General features: G+C 70.2%; 26 protein-coding genes. 15 read left to right on the plus strand and 11 right to left on the minus strand.

The features are described 5' to 3' along the window. Positions 1 to 25 precede the first annotated feature (25 nt). Genes AFR_RS14125 through copC form a run of 5 tightly spaced genes read left to right on the plus strand, consistent with a single transcriptional unit; the run spans position 26 to position 4,908 of the window. Positions 26 to 2,008: a bifunctional copper resistance protein CopD/cytochrome c oxidase assembly protein gene (locus AFR_RS14125; protein ID WP_084298373.1), complete on the plus strand. Its 1,983-nt coding sequence runs from the start codon at positions 26 to 28 to the stop codon at positions 2,006 to 2,008. A 24-nt stretch (positions 2,009 to 2,032) separates the two neighbouring features. After that, positions 2,033 to 2,635, plus strand: a complete 603-nt coding sequence (locus AFR_RS43595) for a hypothetical protein (RefSeq protein ID WP_023361152.1) — start codon at positions 2,033 to 2,035, stop codon at positions 2,633 to 2,635. Further along, positions 2,538 to 3,137 carry a copper chaperone PCu(A)C gene (locus AFR_RS14135; protein ID WP_041840859.1) on the plus strand — a complete coding sequence of 200 codons (600 nt, stop codon included), beginning with the start codon at positions 2,538 to 2,540 and terminating at the stop codon, positions 3,135 to 3,137. Before AFR_RS43595 ends, AFR_RS14135 begins: the two co-directional genes overlap by 98 nt. A gap of 17 nt (positions 3,138 to 3,154) precedes the next feature. Next, positions 3,155 to 4,315 carry a Dyp-type peroxidase gene (locus AFR_RS14140; protein WP_023361154.1) on the plus strand — a complete coding sequence of 387 codons (1,161 nt, stop codon included), beginning with the start codon at positions 3,155 to 3,157 and terminating at the stop codon, positions 4,313 to 4,315. Then, a complete protein-coding gene (copC, locus tag AFR_RS14145; protein WP_023361155.1) occupies positions 4,312 to 4,908 on the plus strand; it encodes a copper homeostasis periplasmic binding protein CopC in 597 nt (198 codons plus the stop codon). The genes AFR_RS14140 and copC overlap by 4 nt, the downstream gene beginning before the upstream one ends. Positions 4,909 to 4,971: 63 nt before the next feature. On the opposite strand, the gene AFR_RS14150 is transcribed toward copC, so the two are convergent. From AFR_RS14150 to AFR_RS14160, 3 genes are all read right to left on the minus strand, one after another. Further along, a complete protein-coding gene (locus AFR_RS14150; protein ID WP_023361156.1) occupies positions 4,972 to 6,546 on the minus strand; it encodes a DHA2 family efflux MFS transporter permease subunit in 1,575 nt (524 codons plus the stop codon). A gap of 203 nt (positions 6,547 to 6,749) precedes the next feature. Then, the gene (locus tag AFR_RS14155) at positions 6,750 to 8,573 is read right to left on the minus strand and encodes a sensor histidine kinase (protein ID WP_023361157.1); all 1,824 of its coding nucleotides are present in this window, start codon (positions 8,571 to 8,573) and stop codon (positions 6,750 to 6,752) included. Further along, on the minus strand, positions 8,570 to 9,238 hold the full coding sequence (locus AFR_RS14160; protein WP_023361158.1) for a response regulator transcription factor: 669 nt from the start codon (positions 9,236 to 9,238) through the stop codon (positions 8,570 to 8,572). Before AFR_RS14160 ends, AFR_RS14155 begins: the two co-directional genes overlap by 4 nt. A 174-nt stretch (positions 9,239 to 9,412) precedes the next feature. Between AFR_RS14160 and AFR_RS14165 the strand changes: the two genes are divergently transcribed. The 4 genes from AFR_RS14165 to AFR_RS14175 all read left to right on the plus strand — a co-directional run bounded on the left by AFR_RS14165 (position 9,413) and on the right by AFR_RS14175 (position 12,110). After that, positions 9,413 to 9,784 (plus strand): hypothetical protein, encoded by a 372-nt coding sequence (locus AFR_RS14165; RefSeq protein WP_023361159.1) that lies wholly within the window; start codon positions 9,413 to 9,415, stop codon positions 9,782 to 9,784. Between the two features lie 85 nt (positions 9,785 to 9,869). Beyond that, the gene (locus AFR_RS14170; RefSeq protein WP_023361160.1) at positions 9,870 to 11,183 is read left to right on the plus strand and encodes a hypothetical protein; all 1,314 of its coding nucleotides are present in this window, start codon (positions 9,870 to 9,872) and stop codon (positions 11,181 to 11,183) included. 64 nt (positions 11,184 to 11,247) lie between these two features. Then, entirely contained in the window at positions 11,248 to 11,538 is a 291-nt protein-coding gene (locus AFR_RS47795) for an alcohol dehydrogenase catalytic domain-containing protein (RefSeq protein WP_238547278.1), read from the plus strand. Next, positions 11,538 to 12,110 (plus strand): zinc-binding dehydrogenase, encoded by a 573-nt coding sequence (locus AFR_RS14175; RefSeq protein ID WP_238547279.1) that lies wholly within the window; start codon positions 11,538 to 11,540, stop codon positions 12,108 to 12,110. Before AFR_RS47795 ends, AFR_RS14175 begins: the two co-directional genes overlap by 1 nt. A 49-nt stretch (positions 12,111 to 12,159) precedes the next feature. On the opposite strand, the gene AFR_RS14180 is transcribed toward AFR_RS14175, so the two are convergent. The 5 genes from AFR_RS14180 to AFR_RS14195 form a co-directional block, all read right to left on the minus strand. Further along, the gene (locus tag AFR_RS14180; protein WP_023361161.1) at positions 12,160 to 12,399 is read right to left on the minus strand and encodes an NAD(P)-binding domain-containing protein; all 240 of its coding nucleotides are present in this window, start codon (positions 12,397 to 12,399) and stop codon (positions 12,160 to 12,162) included. A gap of 22 nt (positions 12,400 to 12,421) precedes the next feature. Beyond that, positions 12,422 to 12,910 carry an EAL domain-containing protein gene (locus AFR_RS48380; RefSeq protein ID WP_274519513.1) on the minus strand — a complete coding sequence of 163 codons (489 nt, stop codon included), beginning with the start codon at positions 12,908 to 12,910 and terminating at the stop codon, positions 12,422 to 12,424. After that, positions 12,823 to 14,643, minus strand: a complete 1,821-nt coding sequence (locus tag AFR_RS48385) for a putative bifunctional diguanylate cyclase/phosphodiesterase (RefSeq protein ID WP_274519514.1) — start codon at positions 14,641 to 14,643, stop codon at positions 12,823 to 12,825. Before AFR_RS48385 ends, AFR_RS48380 begins: the two co-directional genes overlap by 88 nt. Positions 14,644 to 14,695: 52 nt before the next feature. Further along, the gene (locus AFR_RS47805) at positions 14,696 to 15,898 is read right to left on the minus strand and encodes a sensor domain-containing phosphodiesterase (protein ID WP_023361162.1); all 1,203 of its coding nucleotides are present in this window, start codon (positions 15,896 to 15,898) and stop codon (positions 14,696 to 14,698) included. A 158-nt stretch (positions 15,899 to 16,056) separates the two neighbouring features. Continuing rightward, the gene (locus AFR_RS14195; RefSeq protein ID WP_238547280.1) at positions 16,057 to 16,680 is read right to left on the minus strand and encodes a hypothetical protein; all 624 of its coding nucleotides are present in this window, start codon (positions 16,678 to 16,680) and stop codon (positions 16,057 to 16,059) included. A 289-nt stretch (positions 16,681 to 16,969) separates the two neighbouring features. On the opposite strand from AFR_RS14195, the gene AFR_RS14200 reads away from it, so the two are divergent. Both AFR_RS14200 and AFR_RS14205 read left to right on the plus strand, forming a co-directional pair. Further along, positions 16,970 to 17,572, plus strand: coding sequence for a hypothetical protein (locus AFR_RS14200; RefSeq protein WP_023361164.1), 603 nt, complete (start codon positions 16,970 to 16,972; stop codon positions 17,570 to 17,572). An 88-nt stretch (positions 17,573 to 17,660) separates the two neighbouring features. Next, positions 17,661 to 18,992, plus strand: a complete 1,332-nt coding sequence (locus AFR_RS14205; RefSeq protein WP_023361165.1) for a class-II fumarase/aspartase family protein — start codon at positions 17,661 to 17,663, stop codon at positions 18,990 to 18,992. Positions 18,993 to 19,010: 18 nt separating this feature from the next. Here AFR_RS14205 and AFR_RS14210 read toward each other — a convergent pair whose 3' ends face one another. Next, positions 19,011 to 19,274, minus strand: a complete 264-nt coding sequence (locus AFR_RS14210; RefSeq protein ID WP_041842185.1) for a hypothetical protein — start codon at positions 19,272 to 19,274, stop codon at positions 19,011 to 19,013. Between the two features lie 141 nt (positions 19,275 to 19,415). Here AFR_RS14210 and AFR_RS14215 point away from each other — a divergent pair, with 141 nt between their 5' ends. Then, positions 19,416 to 19,700: a DUF3040 domain-containing protein gene (locus AFR_RS14215; RefSeq protein WP_023361167.1), complete on the plus strand. Its 285-nt coding sequence runs from the start codon at positions 19,416 to 19,418 to the stop codon at positions 19,698 to 19,700. Positions 19,701 to 19,716: 16 nt separating this feature from the next. On the opposite strand, the gene AFR_RS14220 is transcribed toward AFR_RS14215, so the two are convergent. Further along, positions 19,717 to 20,922: a PP2C family protein-serine/threonine phosphatase gene (locus tag AFR_RS14220; RefSeq protein ID WP_023361168.1), complete on the minus strand. Its 1,206-nt coding sequence runs from the start codon at positions 20,920 to 20,922 to the stop codon at positions 19,717 to 19,719. Between the two features lie 197 nt (positions 20,923 to 21,119). Between AFR_RS14220 and AFR_RS14225 the strand changes: the two genes are divergently transcribed. Continuing rightward, positions 21,120 to 21,353, plus strand: coding sequence for a hypothetical protein (locus AFR_RS14225; RefSeq protein WP_023361169.1), 234 nt, complete (start codon positions 21,120 to 21,122; stop codon positions 21,351 to 21,353). A gap of 162 nt (positions 21,354 to 21,515) precedes the next feature. Beyond that, complete coding sequence (locus tag AFR_RS14230; protein WP_023361170.1) at positions 21,516 to 21,830, plus strand: hypothetical protein; 315 nt, start codon at positions 21,516 to 21,518, stop codon at positions 21,828 to 21,830. A gap of 4 nt (positions 21,831 to 21,834) precedes the next feature. On the opposite strand, the gene AFR_RS14235 is transcribed toward AFR_RS14230, so the two are convergent. Beyond that, on the minus strand, positions 21,835 to 22,491 hold the full coding sequence (locus AFR_RS14235; RefSeq protein ID WP_023361171.1) for a GntR family transcriptional regulator: 657 nt from the start codon (positions 22,489 to 22,491) through the stop codon (positions 21,835 to 21,837). A 123-nt stretch (positions 22,492 to 22,614) separates the two neighbouring features. Between AFR_RS14235 and AFR_RS14240 the strand changes: the two genes are divergently transcribed. Next, a complete protein-coding gene (locus tag AFR_RS14240; protein WP_023361172.1) occupies positions 22,615 to 23,310 on the plus strand; it encodes an alpha/beta fold hydrolase in 696 nt (231 codons plus the stop codon). Positions 23,311 to 23,337: the final 27 nt, after the last annotated feature.

The following is a 23,337-nucleotide window of genomic DNA, read 5'->3' on the forward strand; positions in this document are numbered from 1 at the left end:
ACGACTTCCCGGAGTGCAGAGTGCGGTGAGGACGCCGTCGCTGGTCGCCGTGGTGACCAGCACGGCCGTGGTGGTCCTGGTGACAGCGTTGATCTTCGGTGGGGCGGTCGACGGCAGTGTGCTGCCCGGCATCCCCAGCCCCGGCCGGCTGACCCTGTGGGCGCTGCCCGCGCTGACGCTGCTCGCGAACACCCTTGGTGTGCTCACGGTCGGTGCCACGACTACGGCGGCGTTCCTGCTGCCCGGCGACGGTCGCAGCGTGTCGGCCCACGGCTGGCAACTGCTGCGCCGCACGACGTGGCTGGCGCTGCTGTGGGCGGCCACGTCCCTCGCCCTGATCGCTCTGACCGTGTCGGACCTGCTCGGTGTGCCGGCGGGAGAGCTGAGCCGCCAGACGCTGGTCAGTTTTGCGGGCTCCATCGCGCAGGGTCAGGCCCTGCTGACCCAGGCCGGACTCGCCCTGCTGCTGGCCGTCCTGACCCGCTGCGGCGTGTCACGCGGGCTCGCCGCCGTCACCGCCGTGCTGGCGATGGTCACGCTGCTCCCGCCCGCGTTCACCGGGCACTCGGCCGGCGCCGGCGACCACCAGGTCGCCGTCACCAGCCTCGCGCTGCACATCCTGGCGGCGTCACTCTGGGTGGGTGGCCTGGCCGGCCTCCTCCTGGTAAACCGCCACCGCCGCTTCGCCGAGACCACCGAGCGCTACAGCCGGCTGGCCCTGGCCTGTTTTGTGGCGACCGCCGTCACCGGCGCCGTCAACGCGGCGGTCCGGCTCGGGAGCGTCCAGGCCCTCACCGATTCCCGGTACGGCGTACTGGTCCTGCTCAAGGTCGTGGCGCTGCTCGCCGTGGGGGTCATCGGCGCCGCGCACCGCAGCCGTACCCTGCCGGCGCTGCGAGCCGGCGCGCCGTGGGCCTTCCTGCGGCTGGCCGCAGGGGAGCTGGTCGTGCTGGGCGCCGCGGTGGGGCTGGCCGTGGCCCTGGCGCGCAGTCCCACCCCGGTGCCCGAGAGCGTCGCGGAGCCCGATCCGCTGGTCGAACTGCTCGGTTTCGACCAGCCGGGCCCGATCACCGCGGCCGGACTGTTCGGCAACCCCCTGCCGGACATGTTCTTCCTGACGGTCGTTGCGGTGGGCATCTTCTACTATCTGGCCGGGGTCCGCAGGCTGCACCGGGCCGGGCACCCCTGGCCGGTGAGCCGGACCGCGTCCTGGCTGGCGGGGATGCTGATCCTGGGTGCGATCACCTGCCTGGGCGTCGGCAAGTACGCCTACGTGCTGTTCAGCGTGCACATGATCCAGCACATGGTGCTCTCCATGGTGGTGCCGATCCTGCTGGTCGGCGGTGCCCCGGTGACCCTGGCCCTCCGTGCGCTGAAGCGGCCGGCGGACCCGCAGGTGCGCGGCGCCCGCGAATGGCTGACGGTCGCGCTGCACAGCCGGCCCATGCGGTTCCTCAGTCACCCGCTGGTCGCGCTCGGCATCTACGTGACCAGCCTGTACGGCCTCTACCTGAGTAGTCTGCTGGGCACCCTCATGCGGTACCACCTGGGACACCTCGCGATGCTCGTGCACTTCGTGCTCGCCGGGTACCTGCTGTTCTGGGTCCTCATCGGCATCGACCCGGGCCGCCGCCGTGTCCCGCCGGCGCTGCTCACCGTCGTGCACCTGCTGGCGATGGCGGCGCATGCCTTCTTCGGCTTTGTGCTGCTGCAGTCCACGACGGTCATCGCCGACGACTGGTACACCGCCGTGCACCCGGCCTGGGCGTCGTCGTTGCTGGCCGATCAGCACCTCGGCGCCGGTCTGGCGTGGGCCTTCGGTGAGGTGCCCGCCGCGGTTGTCATGCTGCTGCTGGTACGCCAGTGGATCCGTACCGACGAACGGGAACAGGCCCGCCTGGACCGGGCTGCGGACCGCGCCGAGGCCTCCGGCGAAGCGGACGACCTGGCCCGCTACAACGCATTTCTCGCCGCGGCGGCACGGGAAACACCACAGCGGGAACCATGAGGGCTCGCGGCGCGACTACCCGGCATGGACATGGATCACCGGCCGGGCCTGCGGCTGGTCGGCGCCGACGAGCGGATGGCGGTGCCCCGCGCGAGGCGTGATCCCGCCCGCTGGGCGCTGGCCGCTGTCGCCGTGCTGCAGATCCTGCTCGGCACCGTCCAGATCCTCGGCCTCCACGCCGTGGACCTGGTCAACGGCGGGCACGTCGGCAACGAGTCCGCCGCCTGGAACATCGCCCTGGGTGCGGCGTTCCTCGGTGTCGCCCGGGCCGGAACGGGTCACGCCGGCGTGCTCATCATGCTGGCCGCGTTCATCGGCGTGCTCACCGTGCTCACCGTCAGCGACCTGCTCAGCGGACGGGTCGGGTCCGCGCGGCTCGGCACCCACGCCCTGCTGGTCCTCGGCTTCTGTCTTGTCCTGCGCCTGACCCGCCGTCCCCGCCCGGCACCGCAAAGCGCGGACAGGCCGGGAACTCGCCACCGGTGGGTCACGACCAATGCAGCGAATACCCCCTGGAGAAACGGACACCATGCCAAACATCCTGAACCGCGGCTCCCGGCGGCGTACCCTCGCCGCAGTGGCACTGGCCGGCGCACTGACCACGCTCGGTCTCGCCGGCTGCGGTAACGGCGACGACACCGCCGCCGCAGCACCGACCACCGGCCCGTCGGCCGCCACGACCCTGACGGTGAAGGACCCGTGGGTGAAGGCCTCCAAGGCCGGCGTCATGACTGCCGCGTTCGGCACCCTGGTCAACAACACCGGCGCTGCCATCACCGTGGTCGGCGCGGAGTCGCCGGCCTCCCCGATGGAGCTGCACGAGATGACCATGAAGGACGGCAAGATGCTGATGCAGCCCAAGCAGGGCGGCTTTGTCATCGAGGCCGGGGGCACGCACGAGCTGTCGCCGGGTGGCGATCACCTGATGCTGATGAAGCCGGCCGCCGAGGTGGCGGCCGGTGACGAGGTCACGTTCACCCTCAAGCTGGCCGACGGCAAGACCGTGCCGTTCGCCGCGGTCGCCAAGCCCTTTGCCGGTGCCGGCGAGAGCTACGACCCGGGCATGTCCATGCCGGGCTCGGGCATGCCGATGGACGGTGCCTCGCCGATGGCGAGCATGACGCCGTGACCTCACGACCCTCCCCGGTGAGCAGGCGAGGCCTGCTCGCCGGGGGTGCGGTCGCCGGCCTCGGTGCGGTCGCCGCAGCTGTTGCACTGTCCGGTGAGGACACTCCCGTCCCGGTCGCGGCCACGGGCCCGCTGGACACCGGTACGGCCACCGTGGCCTTCCACGGCACCCGCCAGGCTGGAGTGGCCCAGGACCCGCCGGCACACGCCGCCTTCGTGGCCTTCACCCTCGCCGCCGGCAGCGACAAACGGACCCTGAGCCGGATGATGCGGCTGCTGTCCGACGACGCCGCCCGCCTGACCCGGGGCGTTCCCGCGCTGGGTGACACCGACGCCACCCTCGCGGTGCTGCCGGCCCGGCTGACCGTCACCTTCGGCTTCGGCCCCGGCCTGTACCGCGTGGCCGGGGTGCCGTCACCGGTCGCGGATCTGCCGAAGTTCTCCATCGACCGGCTGGAACGGCGCTGGTCCGGCGGTGACCTGCTGCTGCAGATCTGCGCCGACGACCCGCTCACGGTCGCGCACACCCAGCGGATGCTGATCAAGGATGCGCGGCCGTTCGCCGCGGTCCGGTGGGTGCAGCAGGGCTTCCGGCGCAGCCCCGGCGTGCAGGCACCCGAGCACACCCAGCGCAACGTGCTGGGTCAGCTCGACGGCACGGCCAATCCCCGCGGCACCGAGATCGACCCGGCCGTGTGGAACACCGACGGCTCGACCCAGCTGGTGATCCGCCGGATGCGGGCCGAGATCGAGAAGTGGGACCTGCTGGCCGTCGCCGACAAGGAGAACGCCACCGGCCGCCGCCTGGAGTCGGGTGCCCCGCTGAGCGGCACCAACGAGCGCGACGAGCCCGACTTCGGCGCCCTGGACGACACCGGTCTGCCGAAGATGCCGGACTTCTCCCACGTCACCCGGGCCCGGGTCACCGATCCCGGCCTGAAGATCCTGCGCCGGCCGTACAACTACGACGGCGTGCCGAACGCGCTCGGGCACCCCGACGCCGGGCTGATCTTCGCGGCGTACCAGCGTGACATCGCCCGGCAGTTCGTGCCCATCCAGCAGCGCCTCGCGGACAAGGACCTGCTCAACGAATGGATCACTCCGATCGGCTCGGCCGTGTTCGCGATCCCGCCGGGCTGCGCCGAGGGCGGCTGGATCGGCGAACAGGTGCTGGCGTGAGGAAGGCTCTGGCCGCACTGGCCGCCGTGGTGATCGTGCTGCTGCCTGCCGCGCCGGCCTGGGCGCACGCCCAGCTGGTGAGCGCGGATCCGGCCGAGGACGCCAGCCTGGCCCGGGCGCCGGCCTCGGTCACGCTGACCTTCAGCGAACGGCTCAACCCCGAGTTCACCACCATCGTCGTCAGCGACGCGGCCAGACAACGGATACCCGCCGCGGCTCCGACCGTCGACGCCGGGAAGGGCACCGTCAGCCTTACTCAGCCGCTGAGCAACGGCGCCTACACGGTGGCGTACCGCGTGGTGTCGGTGGACGGTCACACGGTCCAGGGCTCGTACCCGTTCACCGTGGCGGACCCCACCCGGCCCGCGGCCGCCGCCGCTTCCCAGCCCGCGGTGGCGCGCGCCGACAGATCCACGGGAATCTCAACACCCGTGCTGATCGGTCTGGGTGCGTTCGGTGTCCTGTGCGTGCTGGTCGTCGCCTACCTGTACGTGTCCGGCCGGCGTCGCGCCGCTCGCCGCGAGCAGGTCGTCCCAGCCCGTGACGGCGACGTCGTCCAGCCCGCTCAGACCGGCCGCCTCGCCCGCGAATAGGCGAGTGGAGCAGAAAGGCCGCCCCACCGAGCGGTGGGGCGGCCTGTTCTTGTCCGGCGTGTGTCAGTGCATCAGGATCGGCGCTTCGACGGCGGGCTCGGCCGCCGCACCCGTGGCGCCGGGCGTGCGGCGCTTGCGGGGCAGGAACGCGATCGGGATGAAGGTCGCCAGTACCAGGGCGAACCCGACCCAGAACGTGGTCGAGAACGAGTCGGCGGCGTACTGCAGGCCGCGCTCGAGGACGTTGGGCGGCAGCGGGAGCTGCGCGCCCTGCTGCGTGGCGATGGCCGCGCCCGCCTCGGTGATCGGCTCGCCGGTCTGCGGGTTGTTCAGGCCCGGGATCGGCGTCGAGCCGTTGAGCCGGCTGGTCAGGATCACGGACATGATCGCCGTGCCGATCGAGCCGCCGATCTGCTGGAGGATGTTCACCAGCGTGGATCCGCGGGCGACCTCGGCGGACTGCAGCGTCCGCAGCGCCGAAGTCATGATCGGCATCATCGTGCCGCCCATGCCCAGGCCCATCACGAACAATGACCCGCACAGGAACAGGTACGACGTGTCGGTCCCGACCTGGGTGAAGCCGAAGAACCCGACGGCGATCAGCGCCATCGCGAACGGCACCGTCCGGCCGACCGGGATCTTGTCGGCCAGCATGCCGGCGATCGGCATGGTCAGCACCGCACCGATGCCCTGCGGAGCCATCAGCAGACCGGCGTCGAGCGTCGACTCGCCCCGGACCTGCAGGAAGTAGCTCGGGAAGAGCAGGCCGGCACCCATGAACGCGATCACGAAGACGAACAGCGACAGCGACGCGACGCTCAGGTTGCGGTTCTTCAGCAGGCGCAGGTCGAGCAGCGGGTGCTGCGGCCTGAACGAGTAGATGACAAAACTGATGACCAGCAGCGCACCGACCAGCATGGTGACCCACACCTTGGTGGCGGTGATCGTGCCTTCCTCGGGCAGCGACGACACGCCGTACAGGAAGAGGGCCAGGCCGGGCGAGAGCATCAGCATGCCGACGAAGTCGAACGACTCCGACGGGTGGGGCTCGTCCTTGGGCAGGGCGAGCTGCGCGTAGACGAGGGCGATGATGCCGATGGGCAGGTTGATCAGGAAGACCCAGTGCCAGCTCGCTGCCTCGATCAGCCAGCCACCCAGGATCGGGCCACCGATCGGGCCGAGCAGCATCGGAACGCCCAGCACGGCCATGAGCCGGCCGATCCGCTCGGGGCCGGCGGCCCGCGTCATGATCGTCATGCCGATCGGCATGAGCATGCCGCCACCCAGGCCCTGCAGGACCCTGTACGCGACGAGCTGCTCGATCGAGTCGGCGGTGGCGCAGAGCACCGAGCCGAGCGTGAAGAGCAGCATCGCCATCATGTAGAGCCGCTTGGTGCCGAACCGGTCGGCGGCCCAGCCGCTGAGCGGGATCACCGTGGCCAGCGCCAGGGTGTACCCGGTCATGGTCCAGGCGACCTGCGCGTACGTCGCGTCGAACTCGTTCTGGAAGGTCGGCAGGGCGACGCTGACGACGGTGATGTCGAGGATCGACATGATCGCCCCGAGCACCACCACCCCGGCGATCTTGAGCACCGCGGCGTCCAGCTTGCCCGGAGGCGCGGCGGCTTGTTCGGTCACGAGAAACTCCCTCAGCTTCTTGGGCCTCTCAGAGGCACCACGCGCAACGGAAGTCCCTGCGCGCACAGAAGCGCCCATGCTCCCACCGCTGGGTTACGGGCGGCATCCGGTTATCAGCATGCTCTCAGCGACCGGGCCGCCCGCACTGAATCCTCGAAGTCCCATACCGGCGCTTATACGGCCTGATCGGCGCCGATGACTGGTCAGGCGGTGTGGGGCGCGTCACCCATTTGGGGTGAGGGGATGAGCGGCAGCCGGGCGATCACTCGTCCGCCGGTCGTGTCCGGGCCGGCGGTCAGGGTGCCGCCGAGCATCTCGGCACGTTCCCGCATCGACGTCATCCCGTCGCCGGGATCCCAGGCGTCGTCGCCGGGACCGTCGTCGTGGATCTCGACCACGAGGGCCGGTTCGTCCGCGGACAGCGTGACGGTCGCCTGGTGGCCGTGGGAGTGCCGGGAGGCGTTGGTCAGCGCCTCGACGACGATGCGGTACGCCGTGACCTCCACCGCCGCCGTCAGCGCCGGGAGCTCGGCGGGCACCCGGACCTCGACGGCCATCGGCCGGCCGTCGGAGTGCAGCAGGTGCTGTGCGTGCTGCCGGACGGACTGTTCCAGGCCGACCTGGTCCAGGCTGGGTGGACGCAGACCCTCGACGAGCCGGCGCACCTCGACGATCGCCTCCCCGGCCTCCGCGCGCACACCGGCCAGCAGTTGCGCGGCGCGGTCCGGGTCCCGGCCCAGGATGTTGCGGGCGGCGTCCGCGGCGTACGCGATCCCGGTCAGGCGTGGTCCGGTGCCGTCGTGCAGGTCGCGCCGCAGCCGCCGGCGTTCCTCCTCGATCGCGGAGACGACGGCGGCGCGCGACGCCTGCAGCTCGCCTCGGAGTTTGCGCGCCTGCATGAGCTGGGTCAGGGCCGGCGCCAGGACGGCCACGACCTGCTCGTCACCGCGCAGCAGGGACACCTGACCCGGTCGCAGACCGACGACCAGATGCCCGAGAGTGTCGGTCCCGGCGATCAGACTGCAGCGGACGACGGACTCCGGCTCTTGCCCGCTGACCGCGACCGGCTCACCGGACTCGTCCAGCAGGGCGGCGTACGGCAGGGTCAGCGACTCGCGCAGGGACCGCAACGCCGGCACGGGGTCGTGGCCGAGCCGTTCCCCGATGCGTGACGCGGCGGCGATCGGATCGCTGCGGGCGCCGAACAGCAGCAGCTCGATGACCTGACGGAAGAGTCGAGCGAAGGGGGCGTACCCGATGGCGCAGGCGGCCGCGATGAGCCCGAGCGCGCCCGGGGCCAGACTCACCGGATCTCCGGCGATGGTGTCGGCCAGCGCGATGACGGTCGCGAAGACGCTCATCACCAGCAGCACGGTGATCGAGTGGACGATGACGCTCAGCATGATCGCGCGGACGTCGCGAAGCTCCGGCGCGACCAGGCCGACGCAGAAACAGGCGACGAACACGATCCACACCACCAGACCGAGAACGCCCAAAGGCTCGTACGGGATCACGAAGCTCGCGATGGCCGCCAGCAGTGGTCCCGGCACCGAGCCCAGCGCCAGCCATTGCAGTGCGCGCCGTCCGGTGCTGCTGGTGTGCTCGTAACGCCACCACTGCGCGGCCAGCACCAGCAGGTAGGCGACGATCTCGCTGAGCCCGCTCCCGGCGAAGGTCCCGGGGTACAGAAGGGCCATGCCGCCGGAGAGACCGACCACGGCCGTGGCTGTCCAGCCGAGCCCGGGAGGCGGGCGGTCGTCGGGGTAGAGCACGACCGCCAGGGGCAGCAGAACGACCAGGCTCAAGGCCCACAACCGATCCGGTACGCCGCCCGGACCTGTGGTCAGTCGCACCACCACGGCCAGCAGAGCGCTCACCGCGGCGGCCAGCAGCAGCCCCAGCAGTCGGACCGGAACGGCGGACTCGGGGGCGCGGCGCCGCCGCAGGAAAAGGAACAGGACCGCGCCGCCGAGCACGACCGAACCGGCGCCGAGCGGCAGCCACCCGGACCATTCCAGCTGTGTCATGACGAGCGGCCCCGCCCCAGTCCGTTGTCGCGGGCCCGGACGATGGCGGCCGACCGATCGGTGACCTGGAGCTTGGCGAAGATCGACGACAGATGGTTGGCCACCGTCTTGGACGCCATCCCGAGGGTCCGCCCGACGGCGGCGTTGCGCCGGCCCTGCGCCACCAGCTCGAGCACCTCACGTTCCCGGGGAGTCAGCTCCGGGAACGGGTCGGTGCGGTCGGCCGTCCCGCGGGAGAACAGCCCGAGCACCCGCGCGGCCACGCCGGGACCGAAGATCGCCTCACCGGCCACCACGGCCTTGAGCGCCCGGTCGATCTCCTCCTGCGCGGCGCCCTTGAGCAGGTACCCGCGAGCGCCGGCCTGCATCGCACTGAACACCACGTCGTCGTCCTCGGCCATGGAGAGCACCAGCACGGCGGTGGACGGGCTGGCGCGGACGATCCGGCGTGTCGCCTCCACGCCGTCCAGCCGCGGCATCATCACATCCATGATCACCGCATCCGGCTGATGCAGCAGCACCTCGCGGACGGCCTGCTCACCGTCAGCGGCCTCGCCCACCACCGAAAAGCCCTCGAACGACTCGATGAGCGCCCGCAGACCGCCGCGGACCACGGGGTGGTCGTCCACGAGGACCACGGAGATAGGGCGGTCCGGCGGCGTCATGCGTCCATGATGATGGCTCTACCTGCCCGGACCCAGGATTATCTTCCCGGGAGGACCCGGGAGGATTCCCCGGTCGCTCAGGTAGGCGGACCGATCCGGCGGGAAGTGGCCCGCCCGCAAGCTCGACGTGCCGGCACCGATCAACGGTGCTCATCCGAATCCGGGGTGTCAGCCATGCCGTTCACCAAACTCAACAAAGCCGGAATGATCATCGCACTCGTGCTGGGAGTCCTCGACCTGATCGCACCGTTCACACCGACGCCGGACGGCGAGGACGGCCCGCCCTACGCCATCCTGGTCATCGACGCAGTCCTCGGCCTGATCACGGTGATCGCCGTGGTGATCGCCTGGCGCACTGCCCGGCGCGGCGCGGTCCGCATCGCCGCCGGCGCCCGGATCATCTCCGCGGTCACCGCATTGCCGGCCTTCTTCGTCGACGTCCCCGCCGCCCTCCAGGCCGCGGTCGGCTTCTTCGTCGTCATCACCATCGCCTGCGTGGCGATGATGCTCGCACCGTCCCGCCGGCCGGTCCCCGTCAGCGACTGACCGCAGGTGGCGAAACGGTGATCCTTTCCCGATCGGCCGTCGTCTACCTCGATGTGGAACGAGACCCGGACCTGGACGAGCGCCGATGACCCGCATCCTCCGCATCGAGCTACGCCGGTCCGGCGTGGCCTGGATGGGCGTGTTGTTGCTGGTCGCCGGCACGTGGCTGCTCTACGCCGCGCCCTACCGGTGGACCAGCGGCTACATGATCCTGGCGATGGACCAGCGGTGGTACCTCTCGTTCCTGACCGGGCTCGCCGTGGCGGCGGGAGCCTGGCAGGGGCGGCGGGAGCACCGATCCGGGGTGCTGGAGCTGTTCGCCGGCGTTCCCCGTCCGCGGGCCCAGCAGGTCGCACCGATCCTGACGGTGTACGGCATCACCGCGTTCGTGACCTATGCCGGTGCCTGGGGTCTGGCCGCGGTCAGCATCGTCGACACCGCGGAGTACCTGCGGGCCGGTGCCGTGGCGGGAGTTCTGGTGGCCGGCGCGCTCGCGATGGTCACCGCGGCCTGGTTCGGGCTGGCGGCCGGGCGGTTGCTGCCGTACCTGGCGACCGCCCCGCTGCTGGCGGTCGCGACCTTCGCCACCCCGCTGGTGGCGAAGGGGATCACCGGGAACCGGGAGTGGTTGAGCGCGCTGCTGTTCCCCTCGTCCACGCTGGGCGGTCCGGATGATTTTGCCACCGTTCCGGGACGGTTCAGCGTCGCCCAGGTGCTCTACCTGACCGGCCTGGCCGCGAGCGTCGCTCTGCTGTTCGCCGTCGCCCGTAAGCGCGCCCTGCTGCCGGCATTGCTGGGAATCATCGCCGCGGTGCTGGTCCTCCAGGGTGGCTCGGCCTTCGTCAAGGAGCCGATCGACGCGGCCGCACGTGAGCTGGTCTGCACCGCCGACACCCCGAAGGTCTGCGTGGCCCGGGTGCACAGCGGTGTGCTGGACGAGGTGACACCTCCGGCCCGCGCGGCGCTCGCGAAGCTGGCCCGGCTGCCGGACGCCCCGACCAGCGCGGAGGAGAACATCATCCCCCAGCTGGACATCGCCAATTATCCGGACAGCATGCCCATCCCCATGTCCATCGGCGACGACGGTCACGTGTACGAAGCCGGCAACCTCGAGCACATCATGGTGTCGAACGTCGGCGTCCTGCCGTTCGTCTGCCCCGACGAGTCGCCCGGAACCGACCCGGTGGTGGTCAACGCCGCGACAGCCTGGCTGCTCGGCGTCGATCCGGCACAGCTCGACCTCGCCACGGAGGACGTCGCCCCGGCCCGCAAGGTGTGGCTGCAGCTGCGGAAACTCGACGAGCGGGAGGCCGCGGCGCGGGTCAGCGCCGTCCGCCGGGCCGTTCTCAGCTGCTCGTCCGGCGACGACCTCCTGGCCCGGCCGGCCGCACTCAGGTAGCCGGCGCTTCGTTACCTCGGCCGCGGGGAGGGTAGGCGGCGACGATCAGCGATCGGAGGATGTCATGAAGGCTGTCGTCTACCAGGGTCCCCGCGAGGTCACCGTGAAGGAGGTGCCGGATCCGTCGATCCAGTCACCGAACGACGCGATCGTGCGGATCACCACCACCAACATCTGCGGGTCGGACCTGCACATGTACGAGGGGCGCACGTCGGTCGAGCAGGGCAAGATCCTCGGCCACGAGAACATGGGCATCGTCGAGGCCGTCGGTGACGCCGTCGACCGGATCAAGAGCTGGCCGGTCTGCAGCCCGGCGACCGCGTGGCCGTCTTCGGGGCCGGTCCGGTGGGTCTGATGGCCGCCCACAGCGCGATGATCCGCGGCGCCTCGCAGGTCTTCGTGGTCGACAAGGAGAAGGACCGGCTCGACCTGGCCGGCAAGATCGGCGCGACGCCGGTCGACTTCTCGGCCGGTGATCCGGTCGAGCAGATCCTGGACGCCACCGGCGGGCGGGGCACGGACTGCGGTGTCGAGGCGGTCGGCTACCAGGCACACGACCCGTCCGGCCGGGAGCACCCGGAGCTGGTCCTGGACAACCTGGTCAAGGTGGTGCGCTCCACCGGCGGTATCGGTGTGGTCGGGGTGTACCTCCCGCAGGACCCGGGAGCGTCCACCGAGGAGGCGAAGCAGGGCCGCATCGCGTTCGACTACGGCACGCTGTTCAGCAAGGGCCAGCGGATGGGGACCGGACAGTGCCCGGTCATGCGCTACAACCGCCACCTGCGCGACCTGATCATCACCGGTCGCGCGCAGCCGTCCTTCCTGGTCTCCCACGAGCTGCCGCTGACCGATGCGCCCGACGGTTACCAGCACTTCGACAACCGGGACGACGGCTGGACGAAGGTCCTGCTGCAGCCCGCCGCCTGAGCCTAAAAGCCCGCCCGGCTCCGGCCGGGCGGGCCCTGGCTGTGTCCCTTCAGATGCCGATCCGCTCGCGGAGTTCGTCGGCGGGCAGGTCGGCGGTGTAGACGTCGGTGCCGGGCTGGAACGAGCGGCTGTCGGACAGCCCGCCCGCATCGACGGGTTCGAAGCCGATCTGCTCGATCAGGTCGAACACCTGCTTCTTCGCGGCCGGGTCGTCGCCGGCGACCGGGATGCCGTACCGCCGATTGGCGCCACCCTCGCGGCTGTATTCGCCGAGGTGGTCGTAGCGCAACGATGCGAGGCGGGGCGATGACTCAGGAGACGCCGGCCTGCTGGGCGTACGCGGTGAGGAAGTCGGGTTGGGGGACCGGCCTGCCGAAGAAGTAGCCCTGCGCCATCTGGTAGCCGAGCCGGTGCAGTTCGGCGGCCTGTTCGGCAGTTTCCACACCCTCGGCCACCGCGGTCAGGCCGAGGCCGTCGCTGACCTGGATCAGCGCCGTGGCGATGACCGCGTGCCGGCCGGCCATGGTGATGTTGTCCACGAAGGACTTGTCCACCTTGAGCGTATCCACCGGGACGGTCTGCAGCAGGCCCAGTGACGAGTGCCCGGTGCCGAAGTCGTCGAGTGCGATCTTGACGCCCAGGCCGTGCAGGGCCTTGACCGCTTGCACCGCCCGTCCGCCACCGAAAACCGCCGTCTCGGTCACCTCGATCGTCAGGTTTGCCGCGCCCAGCCCGGTCCGGGCCAGGACCGACGTGACGATGTCGGGGAAGTTGGGTTCGGCCAGCTGGCGGGCGGACACGTTGACGCTGATGCGCTTGGGCGCGGCCTCGCCGAACTCGTTGCGCCAGCGACCGCCTGGGTGCAGGCCTCCCGCAGGATCCACTCACCCAGCTCGACGATGAGGCCGTTCTGCTCGGCGACCGGGATGAAGGCCGCCGGGCTGACAGAACCACGTTCCGGGTGCTGCCACCGCACCAGGGCCTCCACCGAAACGATCCGGCCGCCGGGCAGCGACACGATCGGCTGGTAGACGAGCCGGAACTGGCCGGTGTCCAGGGCCACCTTCAGCTCCGCGCGCACCTGGGCCTGCTCGCCGGCGTCCTGGTCCATGCGGTTGGAGTACCGGCGGTGGCCGCCGTCATCGGTCTTCGCCGCGTACATGGCGACGTCCGCTCGGCGCAGCACCTCGTACGGGTCGTCGGTGCCGGTGCTGTCGGCCGAGCCCACACTCGCGCTGATCAGCAGGTCCTGGTCGTCGACCCGGACCGGACGGCGCAGCCCGGCCTGCAACCGCTCCACGATCCCGTCCATCTCCGCCGACGAGGTGTCCGTCATGATGACAGCGAACTCGTCCCCGCCCAGCCGGGCGACCATGTCGTCGCTCCGGACGGCTTGGGTCAGCCGCTGCCCGACCACAGCCAGCAGATGATCACCTGTGCCGTGCCCGAGCCGGTCGTTGACCTCCTTGAAGCCGTTGAGGTCGAGCACGGCCAGCTGGACGACGTGGGACGGCAGCGATTCCTGCAGTCGCTGCTCGAACCGCCGCCGGTTGGGGAGCCCGGTCAGCCCGTCGAGCATCGCGAGATCTTCCAGCTGTCCGGCCTGGATCTGGACCTTGGTCACGAAACCCGACAAACGTACAAGCACCAGACCGAACAACACGACCGCGCCGGCGGCCACCGGCAGCCAGCTGATCCGGCCCGGCCGGTGCCACCCCTCGATCACCAGCACCACGGGTACGGGCAGAGTCGAGACGCCCAGCAACGTCAGCCGCATCCGGCCGAACCGTTCCTTGGTGGCGTCGTCCGCGCCGGCCCGGCCGGTCGGCGCGTAACGGGCAGCACCGGCGATGCAGACGTACACGAGCAGGTACATCCCCAGCGCTACGTGGTACACGGGGCTGGAGGGTGTCAGGAAGGAATAGCCGGCGTTGCTGAGCATCGCGGTGACACTGCACAGGGTCAGCAACCACAGCGTGGGTGAGCGTCCGCCGACCCGGAAGATCAGCGGCATCGTCACCGCGATCTGCAGCAGGCCGGCCGTCGGATACGCCACCGAGGCCAGGCGCACCAGTCCAGGCAGGTCGGGCTGGTGTGCGATGGGTTCGATGACAAAAACCCAGTACACGAGGCCCAGGCCGGTGACGATCACCGCGGAATCGAGAAGACCGGCGAGGCTGCGTTGCCGGGGCGGACGGCTGAGGCCGAACAGCCCGCCGATGAGCAGAGGGTAGGCGCTGAGGTAGAAGACGTCGGCCCAGGACGGAAACGGCAGAAGGCCCAGGGTCACGGCATTGCCGACAGAGACGAGATCACCGGCTGCCCAGAAGGCCAGTCCGCCGGTCAGGACGTACCACAGCCGGGCGTCCGCCAACGGCCGCCGGCGAATGTTGACAACCGCCAGGACCACAGAGGTCAGGCTCGTCAGCAACATGACGATCTGCCGTGCGGCCTCGCTCGGAGCCACCACGTACGCCACACACGCCAGGAGCCCGACCGCGGGCCAGGCCAGCCAACCGCCATTACGTCGCACACCTATCCGATCGGCGGCAACCAGGCACTCTTGAGCGCCTGTGACGCCTGGGTCAGGGCAGGACGGCCGGGCGGGCGAGGTGGTAGCCCTGACCGTAGGCGACGCCGATTCCGCGAAGGTGTGCGTGTTCGGCGGCGGTTTCGATGCCCTCGGCGATCAGCCGTGCGCCGATCTGGTGGGCGAAGTCGTTCAAGGAGTGGGCCAGTGCGGCCTTGACGGGGTCCGTGTCGATGTCGCGGACCAGGTTGATGTCGAGCTTGATGAGGTCCGGGCGCAGGCGCAGGATGTGTTGCAGGCTGGAGTAGCCCGCCCCGGCGTCGTCCACGCTGAGCTGGATGCCGGCCCGGCGCAGCGAGCCGAGCGCGTCGATCAGCAGGTCGTAGTCGGTGACCTGGGTGTGCTCGGTGACCTCGACGTTCAGGTCGGCTCCGGCGTGGGCCAGGAGGAGGTCGCGCACCTCGGGGTCGAGCAGGGCCTCGGCGGACAGATTCACCGCCAGCCAGGTTCCGAGGGGCAGGTCACGGAGCCGGTGCAGCGCCTGGCGCAGGGCCAGCAGTTCGAGGGAGACGCCGAGACCGCCGTGGCTCGCCGCCGCGAACGCTGTGTCGGGTCCGGTGAACATGCTCGGTTCGAAGCGGGCCAGTGCCTCGAACCCGACGGTGTGGTGGTCGTGCAGCCGGACGATCGGCTGGAAGACCATCCGGACCGCCCGGCTGTCGAGAACGGCCTGCACACTGCGGCGGTTCTTCTCCATCGCGTGGCGTTGCTGGGCGAAGGGGCTGTCCATGTGGTCGCTGATCAGGTCGGCGATCAGGGCGAGATAACGCACAGTGTGCTCGCCGAGGGTCGGATCGGGGTGCCTGCTGACACAACACACCATGCCCGCGGGGATGCCGTCGGGTCCGCGCCACGGCACCCCGATGTACGAGCCGAGGTGCAGGTCACGGGTGACGGCCAGGTCCCGGGTGATCGGGTGACGGCGGGCGTCGGAGATGACTGCGGGCAGCGCTCCGGCGAGCACCCGGGTGCAGTAGGAGTCCGGCAGTTCGGTGCCCTGGCCGACCGGGATGTCCATCGCCTCGACCTCGCCGGTGGCCACGCAGATCGTCTGCTGATCGGCGGTGAAAGCGGACACCCAGGCCACTTCCACGCTGAGGTGGATGCGGGCGAGGTTGAGCAGCCGTTCGATCTCGCCGAGGTCCGCAGGGCCCGGCTGCCATGACGCCGCCTCGAGTTCGTGGGCCGCTGCGTGCACGGTCGTTCTCCTGCCTCGCCCGGGGTCTGAAGCTTCCGACGCTGTGACCCATCGGCCGGGACGCCGGATTCTTGAGGATGCGAGGACGGACCGGGCGAACGGCAATCGCCCGCGGTAGTCGGGGGTGACTACCGCGGGCGATCGCTCATGGGGAAAGGTCAGACGCGAACGCGGAGCGCTTCGAGGCTCAGCGAACGGTCGGTGGTGCCGACCTGCGCCCAGCCGTTGCGGCGCGAGCACCGCCAGTTCTGCCAGCCGATGTTCTGCACGTGGCCCTGCGCGCAGATGCCGGTGCGGGTGCTCAGCCGGACCGACTCGAGCCGCAGCGACTCACCCACGGTGCCGACGGTGATGACCCGGTTGTTGCTGGTGCACCGCGTACGCTGCCAGCCGATGTTCTGCACGTGGCCCTGGGCGCACACGCCGCCGGTCCGGTTCGTCGAGATCGACACTGCCTCGAGCCGCAGCGACCGGCCGACGGTGCCGACCATCGCCGCACGACGGTTGCTGGAACAGCGCCAGCCCTGCCACCCGATGTTCTGCACGTGGCCGTTGACGCAGACCGTGTTGCGGTCACGACGCATCAGCAGCTTGGCGGACGGGCTCAGTGCCGGTGCCTTGACGGTTGCCGCCGGGGCGGCGGGGCCGGCCGGAGCCGCGGAAGCGGTCCCACCGACGACGGGCAGGGAGAGCGCGGAGACGGCCAGACCGACCATCGCCGCCTTACGGAGGAAACTAGGGAACTTTGCCATGCTCTGGAGAGTCGCGAGCGCAGCGGTCATGACGCGATCCGCAGCAGAACGATCTCTCATTCACCCGTAAGGCGTAACGCGCACCGGGTGGCGGCCGCCCCAAGCCGAGCATCAGCGGGCACGTCTACATCGACTGGGTTGCCGCGTACGCGTACACCGGTCGCTGACCGTCGCATCGGGCCCGGTCGATCATCCGACCGGGCAGTTTTTTGTCCGCTCTCGGACGGTCCGACGACCCTTTCGGCACCGGAAAACTCCATTATGGTTGGCCTGCAACGGTGCACCGGATCGCTCATGGACAGTCGGGAGTGTGGGTGCGATGGGTGAGATCTCGCAGGCGCTGGCGACCATTTTCCTCGGTGTTGTGGGTCTGTGGGTCGGCAACAACTATCGGCGCCAGATGCGCAATTCGCTGACCCCGCAGGCCGCGGGGGCGTACGCCCGGTTGTGGGAGGTCACCGCGCCGTCGACCCCGGCCGATGATGATCCACTGAGCCTTGAGCAGCGGGCGGAGCTCGCCAAGGCGATGCACGAGTGGTATTTCCGGGACGGCTCCGGAATGTATCTCCCGGACACCAGTCGCCGACTGTTTTTCGTGATCGTTTCCAATCTGACCTGCGAAGTCGGCAAATTTGCGCCGGCGTCCCTGGCACCGAGACTGAATGATCGCAATCCCCACGTCGTCGAGAAGGTGCGAGGGTGCGCCTCCAAGCGGCAGATGTCGCTGCTGCGGACCCAGCTCAAGAACGACATGGCCGTCTACTACAGCACCGCGACCTTCAACTATCTGCGTGACGACGAACGCGAGCTGCTGGCCTCCAGCGGTATCCGTCCCGGTTTCACCGCGCTGCCGATGGCCCTTCTGCTCCGTCCGGCCCGGACGAACTACGGCTCCTGTTACTGCGACACCTGCGTGAAGTGAGTCGCTGCACCGCATCACCGGCCTGCACTGGTGGCATAGTCCTGAGCTGGACGTACAGCCGGGACGATGACAGGTCAGGAGCGGCCGGATGCCAGAGGGCCGGGACGGCGCCATCGCGGACCTGTTCGGCATCACCGCCCGCCGCCAGCGCTATCTGGACGTCGAGGCGGCGCTGGCCAGGGCGCAGGGTGCCCTCGGAATCATCCCGGCGGACGCGGCCGACCGCATCAGCGCCTCGGCGCAGCTCTCACTGATGGACGACGAGCGCATCGACGCCGGGCAGGCGCGGACCGGGCACACCCTGGTCCCGCTGATCGAGGAGTTGGACAGAGTCGCCGGCGACCCGTACGGCGGTTATGTGCACTGGGGTGCGACCACCCAGAACATCCAGCAGACCGGTGACGTCCTCATGCTCCGCGACGCGCACGGGATGATCGTCGAGCTGCTGCGGCAGATCCTGCTCGAGCTCAGCGAGCTGGGCGAGCGGACCGCCGGTCTGGTGATGCCGGCCCGGACCCACTGGCAGCACGCGGTCCCCATGACCTTCGGGCTCAAGGTCGCGGCCTGGTCCGATGTGCTGATCCGGCACCTGGAACGCCTCGGCGAGTGCCGTCCCCGGCTGCTGACGTGCATGGTGGGCGGTGCGGCGGGAACGTTCGGTTCGCTGGGCGCTCCGGGCCGGCAGGTGCAGGCGCTGGTCGCCGCCGACCTCGGCCTGACCGAGATGCCGGTGCCCGCGCGCAACATCACCGACCACTTCGCCGAGCTGGTCTCGGTCCTCGGCATGCTCGCCGCCACCTGCTCCGGCCTGGCCGACGAGGTGTCCCGGCTCATGGCCGAGGAGTTCGGCGAGGTCAGCGAGGGCATCCCGGCCGGCGACGTGGGCAGCTCCACCATGCCGCAGAAACGCAACCCGAAGATCTCGCAGGGCATCGTCAGCGACGCGGCGCAGGTCAGAGCACTCGTGCCGCTCGCCCTCGACGCGATGATGCAGTCCCACGAGGTCGACGGCGCCCGCTCCGCGATGATGGACCGTGCCGTGGAGGGCGCCTGCCGGCTCTCCTACGCCATGCTGACCGGCGTGCACGACCTGCTGGCCGGCCTGGAGATCTTCCCGGACCGGATGGCGCACAACCTGACCCTGACGAACGGCCTCATCAACGCCGAGAACGTCATGATGCACCTGGCACCACGCCTCGGCCGCCAGCAGGCGCACGGCGTGGTCCGCGACGCGGCCGCCCGAGCCGGTTCCGGCGAGACGACATTCCTCGCGGCGCTCACCGCCGATCCGCGGGTCACCGAGGTCTGCCGGCCCGCCGAGGTAGCCCAGCTCCTCGACCCCTCGACCTACGTGGGCCTCAGCGAAGAACTGGCCCGGGAGACGAGTGCCCGCGCCAGAGCGGCAGCCACCTCGCACTGACAGGCCGCCGCGGCGCGATCATTCGAACAGCGAATGACCGTCGCCCTCAGCGCGCCGGCGGGCCCGGCGTCGCAACTGCACGACAACGAGGTCAACAGCGGCGACCACGGCCAGCGCGACGAACAACCATCCGAACACCGTGACCCCGGTCTGCAACAGCAGCACGGCGAACACGACGGACACGACGGACACGAACGCGGCCAGCACCAGACGCAGGTTCAACGGGCTGTAGGCGTGACCAACGGTGCCGCGACGCCCGCGCGGCTGAGGATCGAGCGGCATCACCGCCGCGTACCCGTCCGACGGTGTCCAAACCTCCACCGCTCGGGGTCACAATGGTGGTAGTCGCCGAACACAGGCGTACGAGCAACCGGCAGGGGTACTCCCCAGGGGTAGCCCCGGTGACCGTGATGGAGGCATGCCGTGCTTGACGATGTCGAACAGCGCCGGTTGTCGGAGATCGACGCGTACCTGAGTGCCGCCGATCCCGGATTGGCCCGGACATTGTCACCGCGTGCGGCCCGGCGCCACCCCAGATGGCTCACTGTCCTCATTGCCGTTCTTGCCCTGGTTGTGGCGGTGCCGGTGGGTGCACTCGTCGCCGGGCCGCCGGCGGCCATCGCCGCCGGTCTGCTCGTCGCGGCTGTGGTGTCCGGCTGCTGGCTCCAGGCCCGGCTCGGGAGTCGTCAGCCGCCTGCCGACAGCTGAACCCGGCGGCACACCGTCATGCGGCAGCCGGGGGTGCTGCCACCGGGCCGAGCCAGTGCAGCAGCAGGACGGTCGCGTCGTCCTGGAGGCAGTCGTCCTGGTGGCCGAGGATGGCGTGGACGAGCCGGCGTGCGGTTTCGGCTGCGGTCAGCTGGTCGGCGAGGGCCTGCTGGGTGAACTCGACGAGCCGGTCGAGGCCGAACGGGGTGCCGTCCTTGTCGCGGGCCTCGGTGATGCCGTCGGTGTAGAGCAGGACGTGGTCACCGGGTTCGAGAGCTTCCTGAATGATGACCGGCGGCCGTCGATCACCAAGAGTGACCGGCAGGGCGGTGGGCGAGGGCAGAACGGTGACCAGGCGACCGTTGCGCAGGACGATGCCGCCGGGGTGACCGGCCGAGATGACGTGCAGGACGCCGTTGTTCTGGTCGAGTTCGGCGAGCACGGCAGTGATCATGCCGGTGCGGTCGTGATCCCGGACGGCGTTGTCGAGATGATGGTAGGTCGAGGCCAGGTCCATGCCGGTACGGCGGGCGTTGCGGTAGGCGGCGATGGCGATCGAGGCCAGCACGACGGCCCGCATGCCACCGGCGGAGCCGTGGCCGACGGCGTCGAACAGGGCGAGGTGGGCGGTGTCGCCGTTGACGGCGTAGTCGAAGGCGTCACCACCGACGTCGTAACAGGGTTCGAGAATGCCGGCGACGACGAGGCGACTGGTGGCGAACGTCAGCGGGGGCAGCTGCGCGCGGAGCATCTCAGCAGCCAGCTGCATGGGCTCGCGGCGCCGCCGCCGTTCGATGGTGTCGCTGTACAGATCACAGGTGACGACGATCTCGCCGACCAGCGCGGCGATGGTGGCGCAGTCGGCGACGGCCTCCTCGGTCAACGGCCGGTCGGCGATGACCTGCAGCACGCCCATGCGTTCACTGCCGTCGAGCAGCGGCACCCACACCACCTGCCTGCCGTCGTCGGGCGACGCGGCAACAGGCGTCAAGGAGCTGTAGGCGCGCCCGGCGAGGGTCCCGTCGACCGCGGTCGGTTCGCAGGGCGGTGACTGGTCGCCGAGCAGCGGCAACAACTGTCGTTGCTGGTGGTCCACGACGTAGATGACCATCGCGGTTACACCGAGCAGCGGCGCCGCCTGCATGGCCATGTCGGCAAGGTCCTCGGGCCGGGCGCGGTAGCCCTGGCGGATCAGCTGCCGGACCGCGTCGAGCGTACCCACCGTGACCTTCTCTCCCGGACGGCCTCGGCCGCCGATTCCACCAGATCAACCGGCCGACCCACCTTATGCCGAGGCGCCCCGCCCGTCACGAAGCCTCGTGGCGATCCGACCGGACAGGCGAGCGTGTGGCGGCCCGTTCCGCGGGTAGGCGCCTGCCGATGCCGCCGGTGGCGGCCTCACCCTTCGTAGGAGGCGGCATGTCCGACGAGATCATCCGTGACGACCGGCCCGACCGTGACACGAGCGACAATCTCCCCACGGACGCCGCCGACCCGCACCAGCCGGCCGCCCGGCGCAGGCAGCAGATCGGTTCGGCCGGTGGCGGGCCCTACGCCGCCGGCCGCCCGGAGGACCAGCACCCCGACCGGCCCGACGAGGACGAGCCGGCGAGGAGCAGCCCCGCCGATCGCGAACAAACCTTCAGATCATGATGTCCCCGCTCCGTGCCTTGCCCTGACCGTCGCTCCCGCGGACACCGCTCGCTGCGCATCCCTGCCGGCCCCGTGCTCCCGACAAATCTCGAGCCGGCCGCCCCGGGCGCCGGCGAACGGCGGGTAGCGTCGCGGTCATCGACGGGGCGGTAGGTGAGTGGTGTGCGTGATCCGGCCGTGGAGCTGCGGCGAGTGGTCGGCAAGTTCGCCCTGCTCCTGGCCTTCGTCTACGTGCTTGCTCTCGTCGCCGGGGTGACAGCGCTCTTCAAGGGCACCTCGATGGCCGTTCTGGGCCTGGTGATCCTGTTGCTGCCGGCGGCTGCGTTCGGTGTTTCGGTACGGGACGCCGTCAGGTTGCATCGGACGTCGGACCCGGCGCGCATGAAGGTGTTGTGGCCGCGGTGCGCTCTCTGGGCCGGGGTTGGTTCCGGCCTTCTGATCGTGGCCGTCGTGGTTGTCGACAGGGTGCGACCCTGACGAGTCAGTCGTCGGTTCGGGGTTCGGTGGGGAGGGTGTGCCAGATGTCGAAGGCCAGGGTGGCGGCGGCCGAGGCGTCGCCGGCGGCGATGAGGTCGATCAGGTGGGAGTGCAGGTCGACGGAGGCGTGGCCGTCGGCGCGGAAGCGGAGGCGTTCCGCGCGGCGTACCAGGGGGTCGAACTGATCCAGCACGGTTTCGATGGCGCGGTTGCCGAGGGCGGCAACCGGGATCCGGTGGATCTCCTCGTCGGCGTCCAGGGCCGCGCCGACGTCGCCTGAGGCCACCGCCTCGGCGAAGCGGCGGTTGGCGGCGCGCATGCGCTCGATGTCGTCGTCGCTGAGCCGGCCTGTGGTCTGGCGTACGGCCAGTTCGTGCATGGCGGCGATGACGTCGCGGGCGTCCCGGACGGCCGGGGCGTCGATGGTGCTGACTCGTGTCGATCGGCCCGGCAGGGCGACCACCAGTCCGCTGCTGCCGAGGCGCAGCAGAGCTTCGCGTACGGGGGTGCGGCTGACGCCGAGCCATTCCGCGAGCTCGCCGTCCTTGAGCTGCTCGCCCGGGGTGAACGTGCCATCGATGATGGCGTCGCGAAGGCGCCGGTAGACGTCGTCACGCAGCAGCGAGCGGTCGACCGCGGGGCTCCCCGTGGGAATGGGCATGCAACATATTGCACACACTTTGCGCGCTCCGACAAATCACGCATGGCTTGTCGCGGCGTTCTACACGCAATATATTGCACATCAGAGCTGGCGATCGTCGGCCCACGGGTGGAGGGAAAGCTCATGAACGAGATCAAGAACGTCGTACTGGTGCACGGCGCGTTCGCTGACGGCTCGGGCTGGCGCGGCGTGTACGACAAACTGACGGGCCTGGGGTACCGGGTCACGATCGTGCAGAACCCGCTCACCTCGCTGGAGGACGATGTCGCGGCGACCACCAGAGCGCTCGACCGGCAGGACGGCCCGACGATCCTGGTCGGCCACTCCTGGGGCGGCACGGTCATCACCGAGGCGGGTGTGCACCCGAAGGTCGCCGGCCTGGTCTACGTGTCGGCGCTGGCCCCCGACGCCGGCGAGACCACCGCGCAGCAGTACGAAGGTTTCGCGGCGACTCCCGACTTCGTGATCGACGTTGTCGAGGACGGGTTCGGCTTCCTCAACCACGACAAGTTCAAGGCCGGGTTCGCGGCGGACACCAGCGACGCCGACGCCGCTTTCCTGCGCGACTCGCAGGTGCCGATCAACATGGCGGTCTTCGCGACGCCGGTGAAGAACGCCGCCTGGCGGGACAAGCCGACCTGGGCCGTCATCGCGGCGGACGACAAGTCGTTCGACCAGGCGATGCTGCAGCACATGGCCAAGCGCGCCGGCGCGGAGATCACCAACGTCCCGGCCAGCCACGCATTGTTCATCACGCAGGCCGGTGTTGTCGCCGACGTGATCGTCAAGGCCGCCCAGAACGCCGGCAGCGCTCGCTGACCATCACCCCCCCCCGGGCCGGCTCGC

The sequence above is a fragment of the Amorphoplanes friuliensis DSM 7358 genome (genome assembly GCF_000494755.1).
Classification (GTDB): Bacteria; Actinomycetota; Actinomycetes; order Mycobacteriales; family Micromonosporaceae; genus Actinoplanes; species Actinoplanes friuliensis.